Source organism: Lawsonibacter hominis (assembly GCF_014287895.1).
Taxonomy (GTDB): Bacteria; Bacillota; Clostridia; order Oscillospirales; family Oscillospiraceae; genus Lawsonibacter_A; species Lawsonibacter_A hominis.
Genome location: NZ_JACOPP010000002.1, coordinates 89,024 through 108,040, shown reverse-complemented (window position 1 = coordinate 108,040; position 19,017 = coordinate 89,024). Strand labels below are relative to the sequence as shown.

The following is a 19,017-nucleotide window of genomic DNA, read 5'->3' as shown; positions in this document are numbered from 1 at the left end:
GCCCGCCCCGGTCAGATCCGTTGCGCTTGGGTTTTCGCTCTTACTTGTTGGAAGCGTTTCCGGCGATGTACGCGCCAGTGGTGGAAACCTCGGGGAACACGCTGTTGTCGATGATGACCAGCTCCATCGTGCCGTCCTCCGCGCGCTGCCACTGACCGCCGCAGACTACGGTGTCGGAGTAGTGCAGGCCGCCCATGGTGTTCTCATACTTGATGGGGCCGACAATGGTGGTCACGTCCAACTGGGACAGGGCGTCGCGGACCGCCGTCTTGTCCGTGGTGCCCGCAGCCTGGAAGGCCTCGACGGCCAGCTCCATGGCGGCATAACCATAGCCGGCGGGCTGGGGCATGGGACGGCCGCTGTTGGCGGCGGAGTAGGCCTCGCCCAGCTGTGCGCAGGTCACGCCGGTCAGATCGGAGGTATAGGGGTGATCGGGGCTCCACCACACCTCGGTCATGACGCCTTCCATGATGTCCTCGCCGATGGCTTCCATGTCGCCCAGCAGCAGGCAGCACTTGCCCATGGTGACGCAGCCGACTTCAAGGCCGCTCTGCAGGGCCTGGCTCCACAGATTGGAAAAATCGGGAGGCGTGTTGGTACCGGCCAAGACGTCGATCTCGGCGCTCTTGAACTGGCTGATCACGTTGGAGAAGTCGGTCGTCCCGGCGGGGTACTGGCCGGGGTCCACCAGTTCGTAGCCGTCTTCGGCCACCTTCTGGGTAAAGACCTCGTACCAGGCGGTGCCGTCCGCATCGTTGGCGAACGCCACGCCCACCTTGTGGCCCTGGCCGGGGCCGTAACCGGCCGCCGTCCACAGGGCCTTGTACTGCTCGTAAACATTCTCGATCGTCCAGAAGGCGTGATAGGTCCACTCATACTCATCGGCGGCGCCGGCCACGGCATTGACAGGCGCCTGGATGGCCACGCAGGGCACGCCGTAGCGCTCGGCCACGGAACTGACGGGGATGACGGTCTCGGGAGTCTGGATCGCGACGATCAGGTCCACCTTGTCCTCTTCACACAGCTTCTGCGCCATCTCGGTACAGGTAGTGGTGTCGGACTTGGAGTCATACAGAACAACTTCGACGTTCTTCTTTTCGCCGTCCACCTCAATGCCGCCCAGGGTGTCGTTGACATAGGAGGTGATCTGGTCGATGACCCACTGGCCGCCTTCGCCGTTTCCGGCCAGAGCGCCGGTGGAGGGGTTCACATAACCGATCTTGATGGTACCGCCGCTGGAGCCGCCGGAGGAACCGCCAGAGGAGCCGCCGCCCTCGTTGCCGGAGCCGCTGCCTCCGTTGCCGCCGCAGCCGGCCAGCAGGCCGGCTGCCATGACCACGCAGAGCAAGAGCGCGAGGATAGGTTTCTTCTTCATCGTTCGATCTCCTTTCATTGCTTCAGCCGGGCGTCAAGGGCTTTTCCCCTGTCTGTCAAGGCTGAGCTTCTGACCGAATTCTATCAGTTTTTCCCTTAAGCAAACCTTAAGCGCCCCCTTATGCAACCTTAAGTTTTTATGCAACACACGTTTTTGCGGCCAAACTTTTTGCTCCGTTTTTGTTCAATATGACCAGCCCCCTGTTGGGGGCGCCGATTTTGGAAGCGGTGTTTGCAGGAAAAAATGCGGAAGGCCCCGCCTTGGCAGGTCCCTCCGCATACGTTCAGGCTTTTCCCTTTTCCCGTACCGGGAGCGTTACCGCAAATGTCGTTCCCTTCGGCCGGTTGTGCGCCGCTGTGATTCGCCCGCCATGGCGCGTTACGATCAGGCTGGCGATGTAAAGCCCCAGGCCGCTGCCGTCCGCCTTGGACTGCTGGCGCTCCTCCCGGTAAAAGCGGGTAAAGATCTTGCCCAGCGCCTCATCCTTGATTCCCACCCCGGTATCGGATACGGCCAGCACCGCTTTCCCATCGGCCATCTGCGCGGAAACCCGGATGCTGTCTCCCGGTTCGGTATACTTCAGCGCGTTTTCCAGCAGGATGGCCAGAAGCTCGGTGAGCAGCTGACGATCGGCCTGGATATCCAGACCGTGCTGAAGCGTACACGCCATCGTCTTGCCCGCCGCTTCGGCCTGGTAGCGAAACGGCTCGATAAAATCCCCCACCATCTGATCCAGATGGATGTTTTCCCGGTGGATGGTCATCTCCGCAGCCTGAAGCTGTACCATCTCCAGCAGATTGGAGGCCATCTTGCGCAGACGGCTGGTCTCAGTCAGCGAATTCATGATAAGGTCGCTTCGCTCGATGATCCGCGCCCCCGGCGTATCCAGCAGCAGCTCCAGGGAGCTGTGGATGACCGCCAGAGGGGACCGCAGCTCATGCGAGGCATAGCTGATGAATTCATCCTGCCGTTCCCACGCCTCGGTCACGCCCTGGACCAGCGTTTTGCTCAAAAACCACCCCACTATCAGTACCAGCAGCATCGCCGCCAGGGTGCACTGCACCAGTACCCGCAGGATGATGGCCAGAGAGGCTTCGATCTCCGTGGAGTCGGTGGTCATCTGGACATAAAAGGTCTCCCCCGCCGAAGTGGTCACAGCAAGCGTGTAGGTGCGGTAATAGAGCACAAAGCTGTTGCGCTCCACCGATTCGGTCTGCATGCCGTGCGCCCCGGCCTGAAAGCCGACGTTGAGCATGTAATCAAAGCTGGACAGATACTCCGCGTTGAGAATATTTCCCTGACGATCCCGCAGCAGCAGGAAAATGCGGTAGGTGATCACATAGCTGCCCCGGTCGGTATAGACAATGTTCTTGCCGTTTTGAAAGTTCTCCACGGCGCCGTCCACATTGGACTCAATGGCCTGGGCGGCATGCTCCATCTGACGGTCCACATCCTCATAGAGGGCGCCCTCCGCCACCGCGTATACGATCAGATCGAAAATACCGAACAACGCCAGAAATACCACGAACAAAAGCAGCATATACCGCAGGCGGCGCTGCAGCAAGAAGGCTTTTCTATCCATAGAGCTCGCTGTCGTCGGTGAGGATATAACCGATCCCCCGCACGGTCTTCAGATACTTTTCATAGTCGTACTGCCGCAGAAGCTTCCGGATCTGACTGGCATAGACTTCCACCACGGAAAAATCCGTAGCGGAATAGAAGCCCCATACGCGCTGGAACAGGCGTTCCTTATGTACGATCACGTTCTTGTTTTCCACCAGATAGTAAAGAAAATCGAACTGCTTGCCGTGCAGGTCCAGTTTCCCGTCCCCGATACGGGCGGTGCGGGTATTGGTCCACAGCGTCAGCTCCAAAAAGCGCAGGCCTTCGCGCTGAGCGCTCTCATCCCGCCGGGTGCGGCGCACCAGTGCGTCCAGCCGGGCCTGAAAGATATCCAGATCAAAGGGCTTGGACAGGTAGTCGTCCGCCCCCGCCCGCAGGCCCTTCACCTGGTCGGAAGCCTGTCCCAGGGCGGTCAGCATAAGCACCGGCGTGGTGATGCCTCCGCCGCGCATCTGCTCCAGCACTTCATAGCCGTTGAGCCGGGGCATCATCACGTCCAGAATGATCACATCGAAGCTCTCCCGGGCTAGACGCTCCAACCCCTCTTCTCCATCGAACGCCTGGGTCATGTCGAATTTGTGCTTGAGGCTCTCACAGATGTTGTTGGACAGGATCCTGTCATCCTCTACGATCAGCGCTTTCATGAAGCCGCTCCCTCCTCCCCCGTCCCGGCCGGGCCGGGTATGGGGATGATATCTGCTGTAACCGGGATCTCCGGGATCAGATAATTGCCCACGATCTCCTGACGGTAGGTGCCGTCCGCCCCCATGACCCACTGTCCGGTCACACAGGGCATCACGGACACATGCTCTTCATTGAAGGAGACATAGCCCACCACGGTGTCCAGTCCGGTCTCCTCCGCTGCGGCATTGATGGCGTCCAGCTCCAGAGAACCGGCCCGCTTTAGGATATCATACAAGATCTCCACATTGGCGTGCTTATATCCAACGGTGGGCGGCGCGTCCGTCAGCGCGGGATCAAACCGCGTCCGGTAATCCTCCGCCAGTTCCTGACAGCTCCAGCCGTTGATGGAGGAGGTATAGGGAAAATCGGAACGCCACCACACCTCGGTGATCAGGCCGTTGGCCGCTTCCCCCATGGCCTCCACGTCGGCGGCGAACAGGCAGGACTTCGCAACCGTGCACATCTTGGGCCGGTAACCGGCGGACAGGCATTCCGACCAGAAGGCGGAAAAGTCAGCCGTAGTCATCACGCCCAAAATGATGTCGCATGGGGCGGCGGCAAAGGCCTCCACGGTGGCGCTGTAGTCTTCCATACCGATGGCATAGCGCCCCGGGTCCACGATGGTATAGCCTTTGGCCGCGGCAAATTCCGTAATGAAAGTGGTGATCTCGATCCCCTCGCTGTCGTTCGCCGTGAGCAGGCCGACCGTCTTGTTGCTGTCGATCTGCTCCCAGGCATCCAAAAAGCAGAGCATCTCCCGTTCGTTGTCAAAAAAGGTGTGCCAGGAGTTCTGGTAAGGCCCCCCCAGTACCCAGGCGGACGCCGGTGCGTCTACCGAAATGCAGGCGATCCCTGCGCGCTCGCATACGGCGGACACCGGAGAGACCGTATCCGCCGTATGCGAGACGATCATGATATCCGCCCCCCGTTCGATGAGCTCCAGGGCGGCCGCGCCGGCTCCCGCCACATCCGATCCGGAGTCGGCATAGATCAGCTCCAGCCGGCAGCGCTTCCCATCCAGCACCACGCCGCCCTGTTCGTTGACCGCGTCGATGGCCGTCTGCTCCACATAGGGGGTCCCCTGTCCGAAGGAGGCCAGCGTACCGGTCAGCGGGACCACACGGCCCACCAGCACCGTATCGTCAAAGATCCAGCTTCCGTCCTCCGCCTTCCCTGAGGGCGCCGGTTCCGGCCCACGCGGACGGCACGCGGACAGTGTGAAGGCCAGAGCCAGGCATAACAGCACGGCCGCCCCTCGTCTCATTCGCCACGCCTCCCCCTTTGGCTGTCGTTTTCTCTATTCTATCGGATTGTCAAACGGATTGCAAGGTGATTCAGAGTCCCTCCGCTTTCTGTGCTCCAGCCGTACCGGTCTCTCCATGCTTGAGGCTGTAATAATAGCTTCCCCTTCCCAGCTCGGCCGCCACCCCTTCCGCGAAGGTCCCCAGCTTGGCCGCCGCGGCCAGGCCCAGGCGGCGCAGTCCGTAGGCCGGTCCGAACCGCGCCATGATTTGAAACGAGGAGCGGATATCGTAAAAGGTCCGGCTGGAGCGCATAAATTCCTCCTGGAGTTCCCAGGCGGTCATGTGCTTGGGCTGAAACGTCACGTTCATCATGTCGAACTGTTCCCAATCGCGGGTCAGTATCCGCCCCTCCTCCCGGTACTGCTCATAAACGGCGGTGCCCGGGAAGGGCGTCAGAATGGCCGGTTGGAGCTGATACGCTCCGATTTGCCTGGCAAACGCCACGGAGCGGCGGATATCCTCCGGCGTATCGGCGTCGATCCCCAGCACCAGACTGGCGATCAACCGGATCTTGTGCCGTGCCAGAGCCGCGCCGCAGGCTTCGATATCAGCCACCCGCTGATGTTTTTCGACCTGATCCAGCGCCTGCTGATTCAGGGATTCAATGCCGACCAGGACCCGGTTCAGATGCGCCTGCTCCAGCAAATCAAGGAGCTGCTCATCCCGGTAGAGGTCGGTACGTCCAAAAAAGAAGGTCTCCCGGAACACCAGATCCTCTGCAATCATCCGGCGGCAGATTTCTTTAGCGTAGTCCGGGTCGGCCGTAAAATTGTCGTCTTCAAAGTTCATATAGCGAAAGCCCAAACGCTTGTAGCAGCGCAATTCCGCGATCACGCTCTCCACGCTGCGCCTCCGGTAAGGCCGGAACATCCGGGAGGTGGTGCAGAAGGAACAGCAATAGGGGCAGCCCCGGCTGGACATCACGTTAGCCGTGTCGCAGCGGGTCTTCAAAATGGAGTAATCCGGAATGGGAACGCAATCCAGGTCTTCCACACAGGGCGCACGGACGACGGCGTCCCGGATGCGGCCCTCCACCACGTCCAGGATGACCCGCTCCCCTTCTCCGACGATGACCTGATCGGCGTGCTCCGCCGCCTCCTCCGGCAGGGTGCTGGGGTGGATGCCGCCCAGGATCACCCGCGCTCCGGTCTCCCGACGGAAGCGGTCGGCCAGCTCGTAGGCCCGCGGCGCGGTGGATGTCATGGCGTTCAGACAGAATACGTCCACGCCTTTGGTCAGCCGCTTGTAATTCAGGGTGGTATAGAGCTCCTCATAGACCTCCACCTGATGCCCCGCCGTCTTCAGAATGTGGCCCAGGATCAGCGGACCCGTGATGGCGTTTGTGTGCCCGTAAAAAGAGCCGCCCAGCCGGTAGAAGCGCTGGCGCCGCAGCCAGCTGGCGGGCGTGATGAATACAATTTTCATAAGGGGCCTCTCTTTCTTGGTTCGCGCGCGGCAGCCCTGCCCCCGGCCCGGGCCTGGTATCGGTCTGTCAGGCGCTCCTATTCTTCTCTATTCTGCCCCCACCTCCGATGACCCAAACAGCAGCGGACAAGGCGGTCAAAACAGACCCAAAGGCCTGTTTCGACCCAGCCTGTCCCAAGATGAAGGAACTCTGCAAGGCGCTCCTGCGGGATGGTTTTTCAACCGTCTGAGACGGCGGCGCGCCCTTTTGGGCGCGCCGCCGTCTCGTTACAGGATAATACAGATCAGTCCGCCGGAGCCCTCGTTGATAATACGCTGCAGGGTCTCCTGAAGCTTGCCCCGGGCGTCGTCCGGCATGCGCTTGAGCTTGGTGTTCAGGTCCTCGCTCACCAGTTCATGGAAGGACTTTCCGAAAATATTGGACTGCCAGATGGCCTTGGTGTCCCCCTCAAATTCCTGCAGCAGGAAGTTGACCATCTCTTCGGATTGCTTCTCGTTGCCCACGATGGGCGACACCTCAGTCTCGATATCCGCCCGGATCATATGGATGGAAGGTGCGGATGCCTTCAGGCGTACGCCGTATCGTCCGCCCTGGCGGACGATCTCCGGCTCTTCCAACACCAGCTCATCGGTGCCGGGCACTACGATGCCGTAGCCGGTGCGCCTGACCTCCTCCAGGGCTCCCGCAACTTTGTCGTATTCCCATTTGACATGGGAGAGCTCCGACAAAAGTCCCAGCAGATCCCCATCGTCGTGGACGGCAAAGCCGGACTGCTGGGACAAGGTCTCGTAGAACAGGCTCCGCGGCAGATCCATCTGGGCTGCGGCCAGACCGGTTCCCAGACTGATGGACGTGATGCGGGCGCTGCTGACCGTATCGCACGCCCCGATGGCGGCGACCGCGCCTTCCACATCGCGGATGCGGTGCATGCCGCCGCAGCCCTCCCGGATGGCGGCGTACAGTCCGCTCTTGATGGGATGGTCGTAGGGCAGCGCGTCCACCCAGGGGGGCAGAAACAGATCCAGCTCCTTGACCGGGAACTCATAGAGCACACCCTTGATGATGTCGGTGACCGCCCGCTCATCCAGCTCCAGACAATCGGCGCACACACAGGTGACGTCATACCGTGAAATAAGATCGGCCCGGATGGATTGGGCCCGGTCCGAGTTTGGGTAGGCGGAATTCAGTACCACCAAAAAAGGCTTTCCCAGCTCCTTGAGCTCGGTAATGACCCGCTCCTCCGCCTCCAGATAATCCTCCCGCGGGATATCGGTGATGGTCCCGTCGGTGGTCACCACGATACCGATGGTAGAGTGCTCCGCAATGACCTTGCGGGTCCCGATTTCGGCGGCTTCGGTCATGGGAATTTCGTAATCGAACCAGGGGGTGGTGACCATGCGCGGGCTTCCGTCCTCCAGAGAGCCTACGGCGCCGGGCACCATGTAACCTACACAGTCGATGAGCCGCACCGAAAAGGCGGCCCCGTTCTCCAGCGTGACTTCCACAGCTTCCTCGGGGACAAATTTGGGTTCCGCAGTCATGATGGTGCGGCCGGAACCGCTCTGGGGCAGCTCGTCGCGGGAGCGCTCTCTCCGGTAGACGTTATCGATGTTCGGAATGACCATGGTCTCCATGAAGCGTTTGATAAAGGTCGACTTCCCCGTCCGCACCGGCCCCACCACGCCGATATAGATATCTCCCTCGGTACGCAGGGCGATATCCTCGTAGATCTTGCGCTGTTCCACTTGCAATTCCTCCTTCGGCCCCACGAGCCGGTCGTTTTCTCTACATAGGTATGGGGATAAGCCATGAAATATGCTTCCTCTCCCACACTCGGCCGGAGGAATTGCAGGGCATGCCGTTCTATGAGATCCTACGCCCGATATGGGCGCCGACCGCTTCCAGCGTATCCGCATCCGCAATACCCGCGTAGGCCCGGCGCGTAAAATCAGGCCGCCGTCCCCCGCCCCAAAGGCATACCGGCTGCCACCCCCGGTAGACCCGCTCCGCCCGAATCTCCGCAATGGCACGGCAGGCCCGCTCACCGCGGAAGCTCAGCTCGCTCTTTTTCAGGTTTGCGGCGGCGCCCATCGCATCTGGATCCGCCGATTTCCCACGGTCCGTTCGCTGCGCTCCAAAAGCGCGTCATCCACGCCGCCAATGGCGCGGAACAGCTGAATATTTGTCACAGCGCATAGCCCTCCGCAGAATAGGCTTTCTCTCTTCTTAGTATAGACGAAGATCCGCCGCGTTTCCAACGCCTGACGGAAAAAAGTTCCCCCGGCGCGGCCGGGGGAACAGCGTTCTATTCTTCTTCGGTTGGTTCTGCCGGCTTTGTGCGGGGCGTCCCGTTTCCATCGATCCCCTTGGCGTCCAGGCGGTGGTTCACCCACTCCCGCACCAGAGCGTAGAGCACCGCGAACGTAGGCACGCCCAGCACCATACCCGGGAACCCGAACAGTCCGCCGCCTACCACGATGGCCACCAGGACCCAGATGGCGGACAGGCCCGTGCTGTCGCCCAGAATCTTCGGCCCCAGGATGTTCCCGTCGAACTGCTGCAGGGCGATGACCAGAACCAGGAAACGCAGCGCCGCCCAGGGATCCACAATGACCAGGATCATCAGGCAGGGGATCGCACCCAGGATGGGGCCAAAAAAGGGAATGATGTTGGTCACCCCGATCACAACGCTGATCAGCATGGGGTACGGGATACGCAGGATCAGGCACAGGAGGAAGCACAATACGCCGATAATGGCGGAGTCGATCAGCTTGCCGTTGATGAAACCCACGAACACCTTGTTGGCGTGGCTGCAGATCTGCAGAAATTTGTCGGCCCTCCGCTTTGGAACGACAGCATAGAGCATTTTTTTCAGCTGAGGCACCAGCCGCCCCTTTCCAGCCAGCATATAGATGGAGGAAATGACCGCAGTGATGCCGGAGATGATGCCGCTGCCCACCGCCATCCCGAAATCCAGCAGCTGCGGCAGGGAGCTGGCCACTGTTTCCGTCAGCTTGCTGGTCAAGTTTTTGATAAATTCCAGGCTTTCCTCGATCCCGGCCCCTTCCAGCTGGAACTGCTCCGTCACCTGCTGGACCAAACGTTCCAGTCCGTTCAGGTAGTACTGCATGTTCGTGGCCAGATCCATGATGCTCTGGACCACCTGCGGCAAAATCATCTGCAGCAGAATCACCACCAGGGCCAGGGCCAGCAGATAGACGGTCAGGATGGATAATCCGCGCTTAAACCTTAATTTGCGGTAAACCTTCCGTTCAAAAAAGCACATGGGCGTATTGAGCAGATAGGCAATGGCAAACCCGGCGATGAAAGGCGATACCACCCCCATAAACAGGCTCAGCCGGGTCTGGATCACGTCGAAATGGGTCAGCGCCACATAGAACAAAATCGCAATCAGCAGGACCAGCAGCAGTGAAATGGATCTCCCATCCAAAATATACCATTTTCGTTTGTCCTTGTTTTCCTTATCCGGCACGCATCCTGTCCCCCTTCGGTTGCTACGGTTATGGATCACAGTACGGTCGATCCGGTCGTGCGTCTTGCTGCGGCAGGGCCGCACGAATCAGCCGCAGAACGGTTTCCCCTTATTCCGTATCATAGCACGGCCGCCGGTATTGCGCAACCGGAAACGGTCCTGCCGCAGTCTGATTGGAATATGGTCATGAAATCCGCGCTTCTTTCCGTTCTTTTCTTAAGGCATCACCGCACAATTCCCCACGCGCGTCTTGGCGGCCAATTTGTCCCACAAATGCGTTGCAAAACCTTGCAATACACAAAGTATTCCTGCGGTTTTGCGCCTTTTTGCGGCACAAATTTTTGCGCCAATCCACACGCGCTGAATGATGCGGTAATGCCTTAATCTTACCATACCCAACGGTTGGACCGATAAACTATTTTTTAAGGTTCTTTTGTTTTTTTCGAAAAAACAGCGGCGGGACCCGTCCTGATACAAGAAACAGACCCCGCCGCTGTTCTGTTTTACCGTCTGTTTTTCAAATCAGGCTTACCCGGTGGAATACCTTCTTGCCCTTTTTGAGCATCACGCCCTCGCCGGAGAGCTGCTGCTCCGTGAGCGCGGCTGCAATATCGGTGATCTTGACGCCGTCCACCTCCACGCCGCCCTGCTGCACCAGGCGGCGGGCTTCCGAGCGGGAGGGCGTCAGGCCGCACTTGACCATCAAATCCAGCAGCGCGATTTTTCCGTCGGTCAAGTCGTCGGAGGCGAGTCCGGTGGCGGGCACATTGGACTTATCTCCGCCCTGGGCAAAGAGGGCGCGGGCAGCCTGCTGGGCCTTCCCGGCCTCCTCCTCCCCATGGACCAGTTTGGTCAGCTCAAAGGCCAGGATCTCTTTGGCAGTGTTGAGCTGGGCCCCCTCCCAATGATCCATCTCGTCGATCTGCTCCAGCGGCAGGAAGGTGAGCATGCGCAAACACTTGAGCACATCGGCATCGCCGACGTTGCGCCAGTATTGATAGAACTCATACGGAGCGGTCTTATTGGGGTCCAGCCATACGGCCCCGGACTGGGTCTTGCCCATCTTCTTGCCCTCGGAATTGAGCAGCAGCGTGATGGTCATGGCGTGGGCGTCCTTCCCCAGCTTGCGGCGGATCAGCTCGGTACCGCCCAGCATGTTGGACCACTGATCGTCTCCGCCGAACTGCATATTGCATCCGTAGTGCTGGAACATGTGGTAAAAGTCGTAGGACTGCATGATCATATAGTTGAATTCCAGAAAGCTCAGGCCCTTTTCCATGCGCTGCTTGTAGCACTCGGCCCGCAGCATGTTGTTGACGGAGAAGCAGGCGCCCACCTCCCGCAGCAATTCCACGTAGTTCAGCTTCAGCAGCCAATCCGCATTGTTGAGCATCCTGGCCTTCCCCTCGCCGAATTCGATAAAGCGCTCCATCTGCTTTTTGAAGCAATCGCAGTTGTGCTGGATGGTCTCGGGCGTCATCATGGTGCGCATATCGCTTCGGCCGGAGGGGTCTCCAATCATTCCGGTACCGCCGCCGATCAGGGCGATGGGCCGGTTGCCCGCCATCTGCAGCCGCTTCATCAGGCACAGGGCCATGAAGTGGCCTACGTGAAGGGAATCCGCAGTGGGATCGAAGCCGATATAGAATACCGCCTTGCCCGCATTGATCATTTTAGAGATCTCTTCCTCATTGGTGACTTGGGCAATCAGCCCCCGGGCCTTGAGTTCTTCATAACAAGTCATGTTCATTTCTTTCCTCTCGTTTGATGTTCCGCAAATATTCCATGTGATAGCTCTTCACCTGAAACCCCAGTCCCTCATACAGCGACCGGACGGAATTGTTGAAGGCGTAGACCGATAACTCCACGCTGTCCAGCCCAAGCGCCGCCGCCCGCTCCGCTACCCAGCGCATCAGCGATGTCCCGATCCCCTGTCCCCGACAGGACTGCGCCACACACAAGGCTTCCACACAGGCGATGCTACGCCCCGCCAGGATCGTCTGCCCTTTCGCCTGCGTCTTGACGCTGACCAGACAGGCCCCCACTGGAACCCCATCCCGCTCTGCTACCGCAGACAACCGCTCCCCTTCCGCCAACTCGTCCCGATAGTATGCCGCAAGCGTCTCCGGGGATGCCGCCCGGAACAGATCGGGCCGATTCTGGACATGGAGCGCGTGGAACTGGGCCATCAGCTCTTTGCAGCGTCCGTAATCCGCCCGGCAGAGCGGTCGTATGCACAGCGTCCTTTTCATTCCAGCAGCCTCTTTCCGCAGTGGGGACACTTCGGGTCGTCCAGGTCGTGGGACTGTCCGCAGGCGGGACAAGGGACCTGCGCGATACCGCTGCCCGCATCCCCGGGTAATTCCACGGCATAAAATTCCAGCCTCCTGCACGAACTGCAACAATAGAGGTCTATGGTCAACGCGCCGGACAAGAGATGGTCCAAATTGCCGAACAGCCAGCTGGCTTTCCCTTTTTGCAGCGTTTCCTGTCCGACCCAGCCCATCGCTCCGCCGCAGCGCAGGCAGATCTCCCGTTTCACCCAAGTCCACACCCTTTCCGATCAAAAAACGCCCCCTGTCCGTTCGGACAGAGGGCGTAAAGACGCGGTACCACCTCTGGTTCGCCGTCTCCTCGCAGACAACGGCCTCATCGGGTGCAGTCACACCCCAGACGCGGTAACGGGCGCACCCGACACAGCCCTACTAGGTCAAAACCGTTCCGGCGGCTGCTCCAAGGCGTATTCCCAGGCGGCCCCTCTCCCCCTCGCACCATTTCGGGGGTTCTCTGGGCAGGCGCCTTCCTGGTACTCTTCCCTGTCATCGCAGTTTGATATTGCCTTGCATTATAGTATAACCCGTTTTGTTTGTCAACGACTTTCTTTTTTATAGCGCTGCGCCGCGTCCAGCAGTTCCCCCGCGCTCTCCAGCGCCGCGGGGGTGATCTGCGCTCCGGCGGTCAGCCGGGCCAGCTCCGCCTTGCGTCGCTCCCGGTCCAAAACCTCCACCTGCGTAAAGGTCCGCCCCTTGCGCTCTCCTTTTTCCACTGAAAAATGTACATCCGCCATCGCCGCCAGCTGGGGCAAATGGGTCACGCAGAGCACCTGCTTGCGCCCGGCCACATCGGCCAGTTTTTCCGCCACCTTCTGGGCCGCACGGCCGGACACGCCGGTGTCCACCTCATCAAAGACCAGGGTGCCCACGTCGTCGTTTTCCGCCAGCACGTTTTTCAGGGCCAGCATGATGCGGGCCAGCTCGCCGCCGGAGGCGATCTTCTGGATCGGCTTCAGATCCTCTCCCACGTTGGCGGACAGGAGGAACTGCACCTCATCCATCCCCGTCTCATCCAGACCGTACTCTCCGCCCTTCTCCCGGAATTCCGCCTGAAAACGCACCTTGGGCATGTCCAGCTGGGCCAGCTCGGACTGGATGCGCTTCTGGAGCGTTTCGCCCGCCTGACGCCGCGCATCGGAGAGCCGTTTGGCGCTCTCACGCGTCTCTTCCAGCGCCTTGTCCCGTTTCTTCTCCAGCCGCGCCAGCGTGTCGCTGGAAAACTGGATCTCATCCAGCTCCTTCCGGCAGCGGTCCAGATAGGCCAGCATCTCCTCCACCGTGTCGCCGTATTTCTTTTTCAAACGGTAGATCACGTCCAGCCTGCCCTCGATCTCATCCAATTCACCAGGCTCGAACTCAAAGCCGCAACGCAGCTCTCGGACCTGCTCGGCCAGATCGTCGGCATCGGAGCGCAGCCCCGACAGCCGCTGAGCCAATTCGGCCACTGGAGCGCTCATGCGCCCGGCGGCGCGCAGCGCCCCCTCCGCCTGTGCGATCAGAGCCGCGGCGCCCTCCAGTTCGTCGCTGCCGGACAGAGCCGCGTGGGCGATCTCCACCGCCTCGATGAGCCGGCCCGCATTGCGCAGCAACACACGCCGTTCGCTCAGCGCCTCATCCTCGCCCGGTTTCAGACCGGCCCGCTCCAGCTCGCTGATCTGAAAACTCAGGCTGTCGATCCGCCGGGCCTTTTCCGCCTCGTCCATCTCCAGCGCGGCCATTTCATGCCGTATGGCCTGGAACCGGTCAAAGGCCGCCTGATAGGCCGCGCAAAGCGCCTGGGTACCGCCGAAGCGGTCCAGGTAGCCCAGGTGGCAGCTCTCATCCAAAAGCTGCTGCCCGTCGTGCTGGCCATGGATGTTCAACAGCTGCCGTCCCAGCGCCCGAAGCTGGGATACCGTGATCAGCCGACCGTTCAGACGACAGACATTCTTCCCATCGCTTTGGATCTCACGCTGAAGCAGAAGCGTTCCGTCCTCATCCGGCCCCATGCCGTTTTCCCGAAACCAAGGCAGTTCCGGCAAGCCCTGAAACACCGCGTTCACCAACGCAGACCTGGCCCCGGTGCGGATCAGGTCGCGGCTGGTACGCTCGCCCATGACCGCTCCGATGGCGTCCACCACGATGGACTTGCCCGCGCCGGTCTCGCCGGTCAGCGCGTTGAAGCCCCGGTCAAACTGGATATCCGCCGATTCGATCACCGCAATATTTTCGATATGGAGCAAAGAAAGCATCGTCTCACCACCAGTCTTACAGACGTTCCGCCGCCCCGGATCCGGCGCCGGGCGTGGCAGCGTCCCTCTCCGGGCTTATTTCAGCATCTTATGGATTTCGTTGCAGAATTCCGCCGCATCCTCATTGGTGCGCAGGATCAGAATAGCGGTGTCGTCTCCGGCCAGGCTGCCGACCAGATTCTGGATCTCCATCCCGTCGATGGCGGAGCAGGCGGCGGAGGCCAGGCCGGGCATGGTTTTCAATACCACGATATTCTGCGCCAGATCGAAGGAAATGACCCCCTCCTTGAAAATGGTGCGCAGCCTCCCGGCAAAGTTCAGGGAGGTCTTGCGCTCCGATACGGCGTATTTGTACGTGCCGTACCCCGTCAATTCCTTGACCAGATGCAGTTCCTTGATGTCCCGGGAAATCGTGGCCTGGGTGGATTGGACCCCACGCGCCTTCAGCTCCGAGAGCAATTGATCCTGGGTCTCCACATCCCGCTCCTCAATGATACGTAAGATCTCCTGCTGCCGTTTTGACTTCATGGTTACGCTCCTCCCAACTTTTGGTTCAAAATATCATAAAAGGACCGGTTCGTCAGCCGAACCAGATGGGTTTTGGAGGCGGACATCTTCAATTCCACCACATCCCCGCCGTTGAGTTTGAACGCCTTTCCGCCATCCACGGAGAGATAGGTCGTCTTCCGGGCGGCACGTCCCATTTTGACGGAGACCGTCCGCTCCTTTCCCAGCACAAAGGAACGGGCGGACAGCGCGTGGGGGCAGATCGGAGTAATAATGATATTTTCCGCCGTCGGTTCGACGATGGGACCGCCGGCCGACATGGAATAGGCGGTGGAGCCGGTCGGCGTGCTGACGATGACGCCGTCGGAGGAAAAGCTGAAGATCCGCATCTGGTCGGCGCAGACCTCAAGGTCCACCATGCGGGCCACCGCGCCCTTGGTCAGAGCCGCGTCGTTGAGCGCAATATCGGTATAAACGCTTTTACCTTCCCGGCGGACCGTCACATCCAGCATCATGCGGGACTCCACGGTATACCGGCCGGCAGCAATTTTGGAGAGATGGGAAAGCTCGCTCTGCTCCAGTTCCGCCATAAAGCCCACACTGCCCAAATTGACCCCCAGGATGGGCACGCCGCAGGCATTGGCGTCCTTGGCCGCGTGGAGGATGGTCCCATCCCCGCCAAAGCAGATGAGCATGTCCGCGTCCTTCAATTCCTGCTGGGTGTCCAGAAAGCGGATGTGTCTGGGCAGCTCCACATTGGTGCCCTCCACTTGAAACGGCAGACACATGGCGGTCTCCACCCCGGCGTTTTTCAAAATGCGCTCGGCGGATTGGGCCGCCTTGATCCCACGATCCCGGTAGGGGTTGGGGCTGAGTACCACTTTCATGCTCTCTCTCCCTCCAGCGCGTCGTGAGAGGCTTCCACCAAGGCCTTCAGGTCTCCGTTCCACGGCGTTCCGGCTCCGGCGGTCAGATGTCCCAGATATTCGATATTTCCCTCCGGCCCGCGGATGGGCGAAAAGCTTATTTCCTTTACGGAAAAGTCCGCTTCCGCCGCGTTGCGCAGGAATTGCTCCAGCACCTCCAGGTGGACTGCCGGGTCCCGGACCACCCCCTTTTTTCCCACCTTCTCACGGCCCGCTTCAAACTGCGGCTTGACAAGGCATACCACTTGCCCATCCTCTTTCAGGATGCCGCGCAGGGCGGGCAGGATCAGGCGCAGAGAGATGAAGGACACGTCCACGGTGCCAAAGTCCAGGGACTCTGAAATCTGTTCCGCCGTGAGGTAGCGTACATTGGTCCGTTCCATACACACGACCCTTGGGTCGCTGCGCAGGCTCCACGCCAACTGACCGTAGCCCACGTCCACAGCGTACACCTTCTCCGCACCGTTCTGAAGCATACAGTCGGTAAAACCGCCGGTGGAAGCGCCTGCGTCAATCGCATGGGCTCCTGTCAAATCAATGCCGGTAAATACCTTCAGCGCCTTTTCCAGCTTGAGCCCGCCGCGGCTCACATAGGGAAGGGTCTGTCCACGCACCTCGATCGGCGCGTTTTCTTCGACCGGGGCGCCTGCCTTCTCTACCTTCCGGTCCTTCACATAGACCTGACCGCTCATGATCACCGCCTGGGCCCGCTGGCGGCTTTCCGCCAGTCCCCGTTCCACCAGCAGCAGATCCAGCCGCTTTTTAACCGTTGCCATGTCCGCAGACCTCCAACGCCTTTCTGCACAGACTCTCACCGTCCAGGCCGCAATAATGCCGCAGCTGCTGTACGGTCCCATGCGTCACAAACCCCGGCCCGGTATCCGCCAGAGCCAGTCCTTTGAGCGGAATACCGGCGCGTGCGGCGGCGGCGGCCAGCCGGTTCCCCACGCTGTTGGAGGGAGCGCTGTCCTCCGCTGCCAGAAGCCGTCCGGTCCTGCGCAGAGATTCCAACAGAATATCCGACGCTATGGGTGTAATGCAATTTAACTTTACGACTTCAGCCTGAACGCCATAGCGCTCCAGCCGCCGGGCACAGTCCAGCAGCGGATCGATCATGCTCCCGTAGCCGGCCAATGTGATGTCGCTCCCCCGCCGCAGGATGCACGCGGGCGCGGGCGCAGAATCGGCGGTATACGTCCCTTCCCCGCCGCGCGGATAGCGCACCGCTACAGGGCCATTGACCTGATAGACGGCATAGGAGAGCATGGAGCGCAGTTCCGCAAAGCTGCTGGGGCACAAAACGGTCATGCCGGGTACCGTGTCCAGAAAGGCCGGATCGAATACCCCGTGATGGGTCTCTCCGTCTTCCCCCACCAGACCGGCCCGGTCCACCGCCAGCACCACGTGGAGCTGCTGGAGGGCCACGTCATGGATCAGCATGTCATAGGCGCGCTGCAAAAAGGAGGAATATACGGCAAAGACCGGACGTATCCCCTGCTTTGCCATACCGGCCGCCATCGTTACGGCATGGCCCTCCGCTATGCTCACATCGAAAAAGCGCTGGGGAAAGCGCCGGGCAAATTCGTCCAGACCGGTACCTCCCTGCATGGCCGCAGTAATGGCGACCAACCGTTCATCCTGCTGGGCCAGTGCGCACATGGTCTGCCCAAACACTGCGGAAAAGTTCGGCTTCGGCGGCTGTACCGGCTCCCCGTTCCCCACGCAGAACCGGCCCACGCCGTGAAAGCGGTCCGGATTGCGCTCCGCTGGTGGATAGCCCTTTCCCTTTACAGTTCTGACGTGGAGCAGAACAGGGCTTTTTAATTCCTTGGCGTAGCCCAGCAGCCGGGTCAATCCCTTCACGTCATGACCATCCACCGGACCCAGATAGGTAAAGCCCATATCTTCAAAGAGGCTGCACGGAAGCAGCGTCTCTTTGACCGCTGTTTTGATTTTGTGTGTCACATTATAAATGTGTCCGCCCAACGGCAGCACGCTCATGACCTTGCGATAGCCCTTTTTGAATTGCAGATATTGGGGCTTGAGGCGCTGGCGTGCCAGGTGGTCTGCCACACCGCCCACGCTTTTGGTGATTGACATGCCGTTGTCGTTGAGTATGACGATCAGCGGCTCGCCGCTGTCGCCTGCGTCAGACAATCCCTCGTAAGCCAGGCCGCCGGACAGCGCTCCGTCCCCAATCAACGCCAAAACATGATAGTCCTGCTTCTGTAAGGTCCTTGCCCTTGCCATTCCAACCGCCACGGATACGGAGTTGGAGGCATGCCCCGCTACAAAAGCGTCGCAGACGCTTTCCGCCGGTTTGGGAAACCCGGCGATCCCGCCAAAGGTGCGCAGCGTTTCCATCGCGTCGTTGCGTCCGGTCAGAATCTTGTGCGCATAGCACTGATGTCCCACATCAAAGACCAGCCGGTCCCGCCCGGTATCGAATACCCGGTGAATGGCCACGATGAGTTCCACCGCCCCCAGACTGGAGGCAAGGTGTCCGCCGGTACGGGAGACCGTATCGATCAGCCGCGCCCGCAGCAGGGCGCAGACCTGCGCCGCTTCGCTGTCGTTCAGGCCGCTGAGGTCGTTTGTCAATGTATCCAAGCTAAGAATGGTATCACCTCCAGGCCTTCCTTGGCCTGTTTCATGCAAACCACCAGGCGCCCAGCAGCCCCACGCCGATCCCCAGCAGGCCGCCCATGAGCACCTGGAACGGGGTATGGCCGAGCAGCTCCTTAAGCTCCTTGCCAAAGAGGGCGGGCTTCATCTCCGTCCAGTGTTCCATAATATAATTGAGAATTTTGGCCTGTTCCCCCGCCGCCTTGCGTACGTTGGCCGCATCGTACATGACCACGATGGCCACCACCGCCGCCAGCGTAAAGGTGGGAGACGTCCAGCCATACATAGCGCCCATCGCTGAAGCGCAGGCGCATACAAAGGCGGAATGGGAGCTGGGCATGCCGCCGCTGGAGAGGATATTGCGAAAATCAAGCTTATGCTTAGTGATCAGAGTAATCACAAACTTGATCACCTGCGCCAGCGCCCAGGCCAAAATCGCCAGATTCAAAATCAGATTGCCGGTTAAAAAGTCCACTGCGTTTTTTAACAT

The 19,017-nt window shown here is 60.1% G+C and carries 18 protein-coding genes; 1 reads left to right on the top strand and 17 read right to left on the bottom strand.

The window, feature by feature from the left end; translation table 11 throughout:
- Positions 1 to 40: 40 nt before the first annotated feature.
- The 8 genes from H8S57_RS02270 to H8S57_RS02235 form a co-directional block, all read right to left on the bottom strand.
- The gene (locus H8S57_RS02270) at positions 41 to 1,375 is read right to left on the bottom strand and encodes an ABC transporter substrate-binding protein (RefSeq protein WP_186906451.1); all 1,335 of its coding nucleotides are present in this window, start codon (positions 1,373 to 1,375) and stop codon (positions 41 to 43) included.
- Between the two features lie 283 nt (positions 1,376 to 1,658).
- The gene (locus H8S57_RS02265) at positions 1,659 to 2,957 is read right to left on the bottom strand and encodes a sensor histidine kinase (RefSeq protein WP_186906450.1); all 1,299 of its coding nucleotides are present in this window, start codon (positions 2,955 to 2,957) and stop codon (positions 1,659 to 1,661) included.
- Positions 2,950 to 3,642, bottom strand: coding sequence for a response regulator transcription factor (locus tag H8S57_RS02260; RefSeq protein ID WP_186906449.1), 693 nt, complete (start codon positions 3,640 to 3,642; stop codon positions 2,950 to 2,952). The genes H8S57_RS02265 and H8S57_RS02260 overlap by 8 nt, the downstream gene beginning before the upstream one ends.
- A complete protein-coding gene (locus H8S57_RS02255; protein WP_186906448.1) occupies positions 3,639 to 4,946 on the bottom strand; it encodes an ABC transporter substrate-binding protein in 1,308 nt (435 codons plus the stop codon). The genes H8S57_RS02260 and H8S57_RS02255 overlap by 4 nt, the downstream gene beginning before the upstream one ends.
- Positions 4,947 to 5,016: 70 nt before the next feature.
- Entirely contained in the window at positions 5,017 to 6,411 is a 1,395-nt protein-coding gene (locus H8S57_RS02250; RefSeq protein WP_186906447.1) for a B12-binding domain-containing radical SAM protein, read from the bottom strand.
- A gap of 267 nt (positions 6,412 to 6,678) precedes the next feature.
- Positions 6,679 to 8,157: a stage IV sporulation protein A gene (spoIVA, locus tag H8S57_RS02245; RefSeq protein WP_186906446.1), complete on the bottom strand. Its 1,479-nt coding sequence runs from the start codon at positions 8,155 to 8,157 to the stop codon at positions 6,679 to 6,681.
- A 118-nt stretch (positions 8,158 to 8,275) separates the two neighbouring features.
- A complete protein-coding gene (locus H8S57_RS02240) occupies positions 8,276 to 8,503 on the bottom strand; it encodes a hypothetical protein (protein ID WP_186906445.1) in 228 nt (75 codons plus the stop codon).
- A gap of 214 nt (positions 8,504 to 8,717) precedes the next feature.
- The gene (locus H8S57_RS02235; protein ID WP_186906444.1) at positions 8,718 to 9,905 is read right to left on the bottom strand and encodes an AI-2E family transporter; all 1,188 of its coding nucleotides are present in this window, start codon (positions 9,903 to 9,905) and stop codon (positions 8,718 to 8,720) included.
- 30 nt (positions 9,906 to 9,935) lie between these two features.
- Here H8S57_RS02235 and H8S57_RS02230 point away from each other — a divergent pair, with 30 nt between their 5' ends.
- On the top strand, positions 9,936 to 10,289 hold the full coding sequence (locus H8S57_RS02230; RefSeq protein ID WP_186906443.1) for a hypothetical protein: 354 nt from the start codon (positions 9,936 to 9,938) through the stop codon (positions 10,287 to 10,289).
- A 133-nt stretch (positions 10,290 to 10,422) separates the two neighbouring features.
- Here H8S57_RS02230 and tyrS read toward each other — a convergent pair whose 3' ends face one another.
- From tyrS to H8S57_RS02185, 9 genes are all read right to left on the bottom strand, one after another.
- On the bottom strand, positions 10,423 to 11,649 hold the full coding sequence (tyrS, locus tag H8S57_RS02225) for a tyrosine--tRNA ligase (protein WP_186906442.1): 1,227 nt from the start codon (positions 11,647 to 11,649) through the stop codon (positions 10,423 to 10,425).
- Positions 11,636 to 12,157 (bottom strand): GNAT family N-acetyltransferase, encoded by a 522-nt coding sequence (locus tag H8S57_RS02220; protein WP_186906441.1) that lies wholly within the window; start codon positions 12,155 to 12,157, stop codon positions 11,636 to 11,638. Before H8S57_RS02220 ends, tyrS begins: the two co-directional genes overlap by 14 nt.
- Complete coding sequence (locus H8S57_RS02215; RefSeq protein ID WP_186906440.1) at positions 12,154 to 12,447, bottom strand: zinc ribbon domain-containing protein; 294 nt, start codon at positions 12,445 to 12,447, stop codon at positions 12,154 to 12,156. The genes H8S57_RS02220 and H8S57_RS02215 overlap by 4 nt, the downstream gene beginning before the upstream one ends.
- Before the next feature lie 327 nt (positions 12,448 to 12,774).
- The gene (gene recN, locus H8S57_RS02210) at positions 12,775 to 14,469 is read right to left on the bottom strand and encodes a DNA repair protein RecN (protein ID WP_186906439.1); all 1,695 of its coding nucleotides are present in this window, start codon (positions 14,467 to 14,469) and stop codon (positions 12,775 to 12,777) included.
- Positions 14,470 to 14,544: 75 nt separating this feature from the next.
- Positions 14,545 to 14,997, bottom strand: a complete 453-nt coding sequence (locus tag H8S57_RS02205) for an arginine repressor (protein WP_186906438.1) — start codon at positions 14,995 to 14,997, stop codon at positions 14,545 to 14,547.
- 2 nt (positions 14,998 to 14,999) lie between these two features.
- Positions 15,000 to 15,863: an NAD(+)/NADH kinase gene (locus tag H8S57_RS02200; protein WP_186906437.1), complete on the bottom strand. Its 864-nt coding sequence runs from the start codon at positions 15,861 to 15,863 to the stop codon at positions 15,000 to 15,002.
- Positions 15,860 to 16,678 carry a TlyA family RNA methyltransferase gene (locus H8S57_RS02195; protein WP_186906436.1) on the bottom strand — a complete coding sequence of 273 codons (819 nt, stop codon included), beginning with the start codon at positions 16,676 to 16,678 and terminating at the stop codon, positions 15,860 to 15,862. Before H8S57_RS02195 ends, H8S57_RS02200 begins: the two co-directional genes overlap by 4 nt.
- On the bottom strand, positions 16,665 to 18,512 hold the full coding sequence (dxs, locus tag H8S57_RS02190; protein WP_186906435.1) for a 1-deoxy-D-xylulose-5-phosphate synthase: 1,848 nt from the start codon (positions 18,510 to 18,512) through the stop codon (positions 16,665 to 16,667). The genes H8S57_RS02195 and dxs overlap by 14 nt, the downstream gene beginning before the upstream one ends.
- A 40-nt stretch (positions 18,513 to 18,552) precedes the next feature.
- Positions 18,553 to 19,002 (bottom strand): divergent PAP2 family protein, encoded by a 450-nt coding sequence (locus tag H8S57_RS02185; protein ID WP_369807584.1) that lies wholly within the window; start codon positions 19,000 to 19,002, stop codon positions 18,553 to 18,555.
- Between the last annotated feature and the right edge of the window lie 15 nt (positions 19,003 to 19,017).

Excerpts from the sequence above, each read along its gene's own strand:
- H8S57_RS02205 (WP_186906438.1), bottom strand. The coding sequence starts at position 14,997 with ATGAAGTCAAAACGGCAGCAGGAGATCTTACGTATCATTGAGGAGCGG.
- H8S57_RS02230 (WP_186906443.1), top strand. The coding sequence starts at position 9,936 with ATGGATCACAGTACGGTCGATCCGGTCGTGCGTCTTGCTGCGGCAGGG.
- tyrS (WP_186906442.1), bottom strand. The coding sequence starts at position 11,649 with ATGACTTGTTATGAAGAACTCAAGGCCCGGGGGCTGATTGCCCAAGTC.
- H8S57_RS02260 (WP_186906449.1), bottom strand. The coding sequence starts at position 3,642 with ATGAAAGCGCTGATCGTAGAGGATGACAGGATCCTGTCCAACAACATC.
- H8S57_RS02270 (WP_186906451.1), bottom strand. The coding sequence starts at position 1,375 with ATGAAGAAGAAACCTATCCTCGCGCTCTTGCTCTGCGTGGTCATGGCA.
- H8S57_RS02240 (WP_186906445.1), bottom strand. The coding sequence starts at position 8,503 with ATGGGCGCCGCCGCAAACCTGAAAAAGAGCGAGCTGAGCTTCCGCGGT.
- H8S57_RS02200 (WP_186906437.1), bottom strand. The coding sequence starts at position 15,863 with ATGAAAGTGGTACTCAGCCCCAACCCCTACCGGGATCGTGGGATCAAG.
- H8S57_RS02265 (WP_186906450.1), bottom strand. The coding sequence starts at position 2,957 with ATGGATAGAAAAGCCTTCTTGCTGCAGCGCCGCCTGCGGTATATGCTG.
- H8S57_RS02250 (WP_186906447.1), bottom strand. The coding sequence starts at position 6,411 with ATGAAAATTGTATTCATCACGCCCGCCAGCTGGCTGCGGCGCCAGCGC.
- H8S57_RS02195 (WP_186906436.1), bottom strand. The coding sequence starts at position 16,678 with ATGGCAACGGTTAAAAAGCGGCTGGATCTGCTGCTGGTGGAACGGGGA.
- H8S57_RS02220 (WP_186906441.1), bottom strand. The coding sequence starts at position 12,157 with ATGAAAAGGACGCTGTGCATACGACCGCTCTGCCGGGCGGATTACGGA.
- recN (WP_186906439.1), bottom strand. The coding sequence starts at position 14,469 with ATGCTTTCTTTGCTCCATATCGAAAATATTGCGGTGATCGAATCGGCG.
- H8S57_RS02255 (WP_186906448.1), bottom strand. The coding sequence starts at position 4,946 with ATGAGACGAGGGGCGGCCGTGCTGTTATGCCTGGCTCTGGCCTTCACA.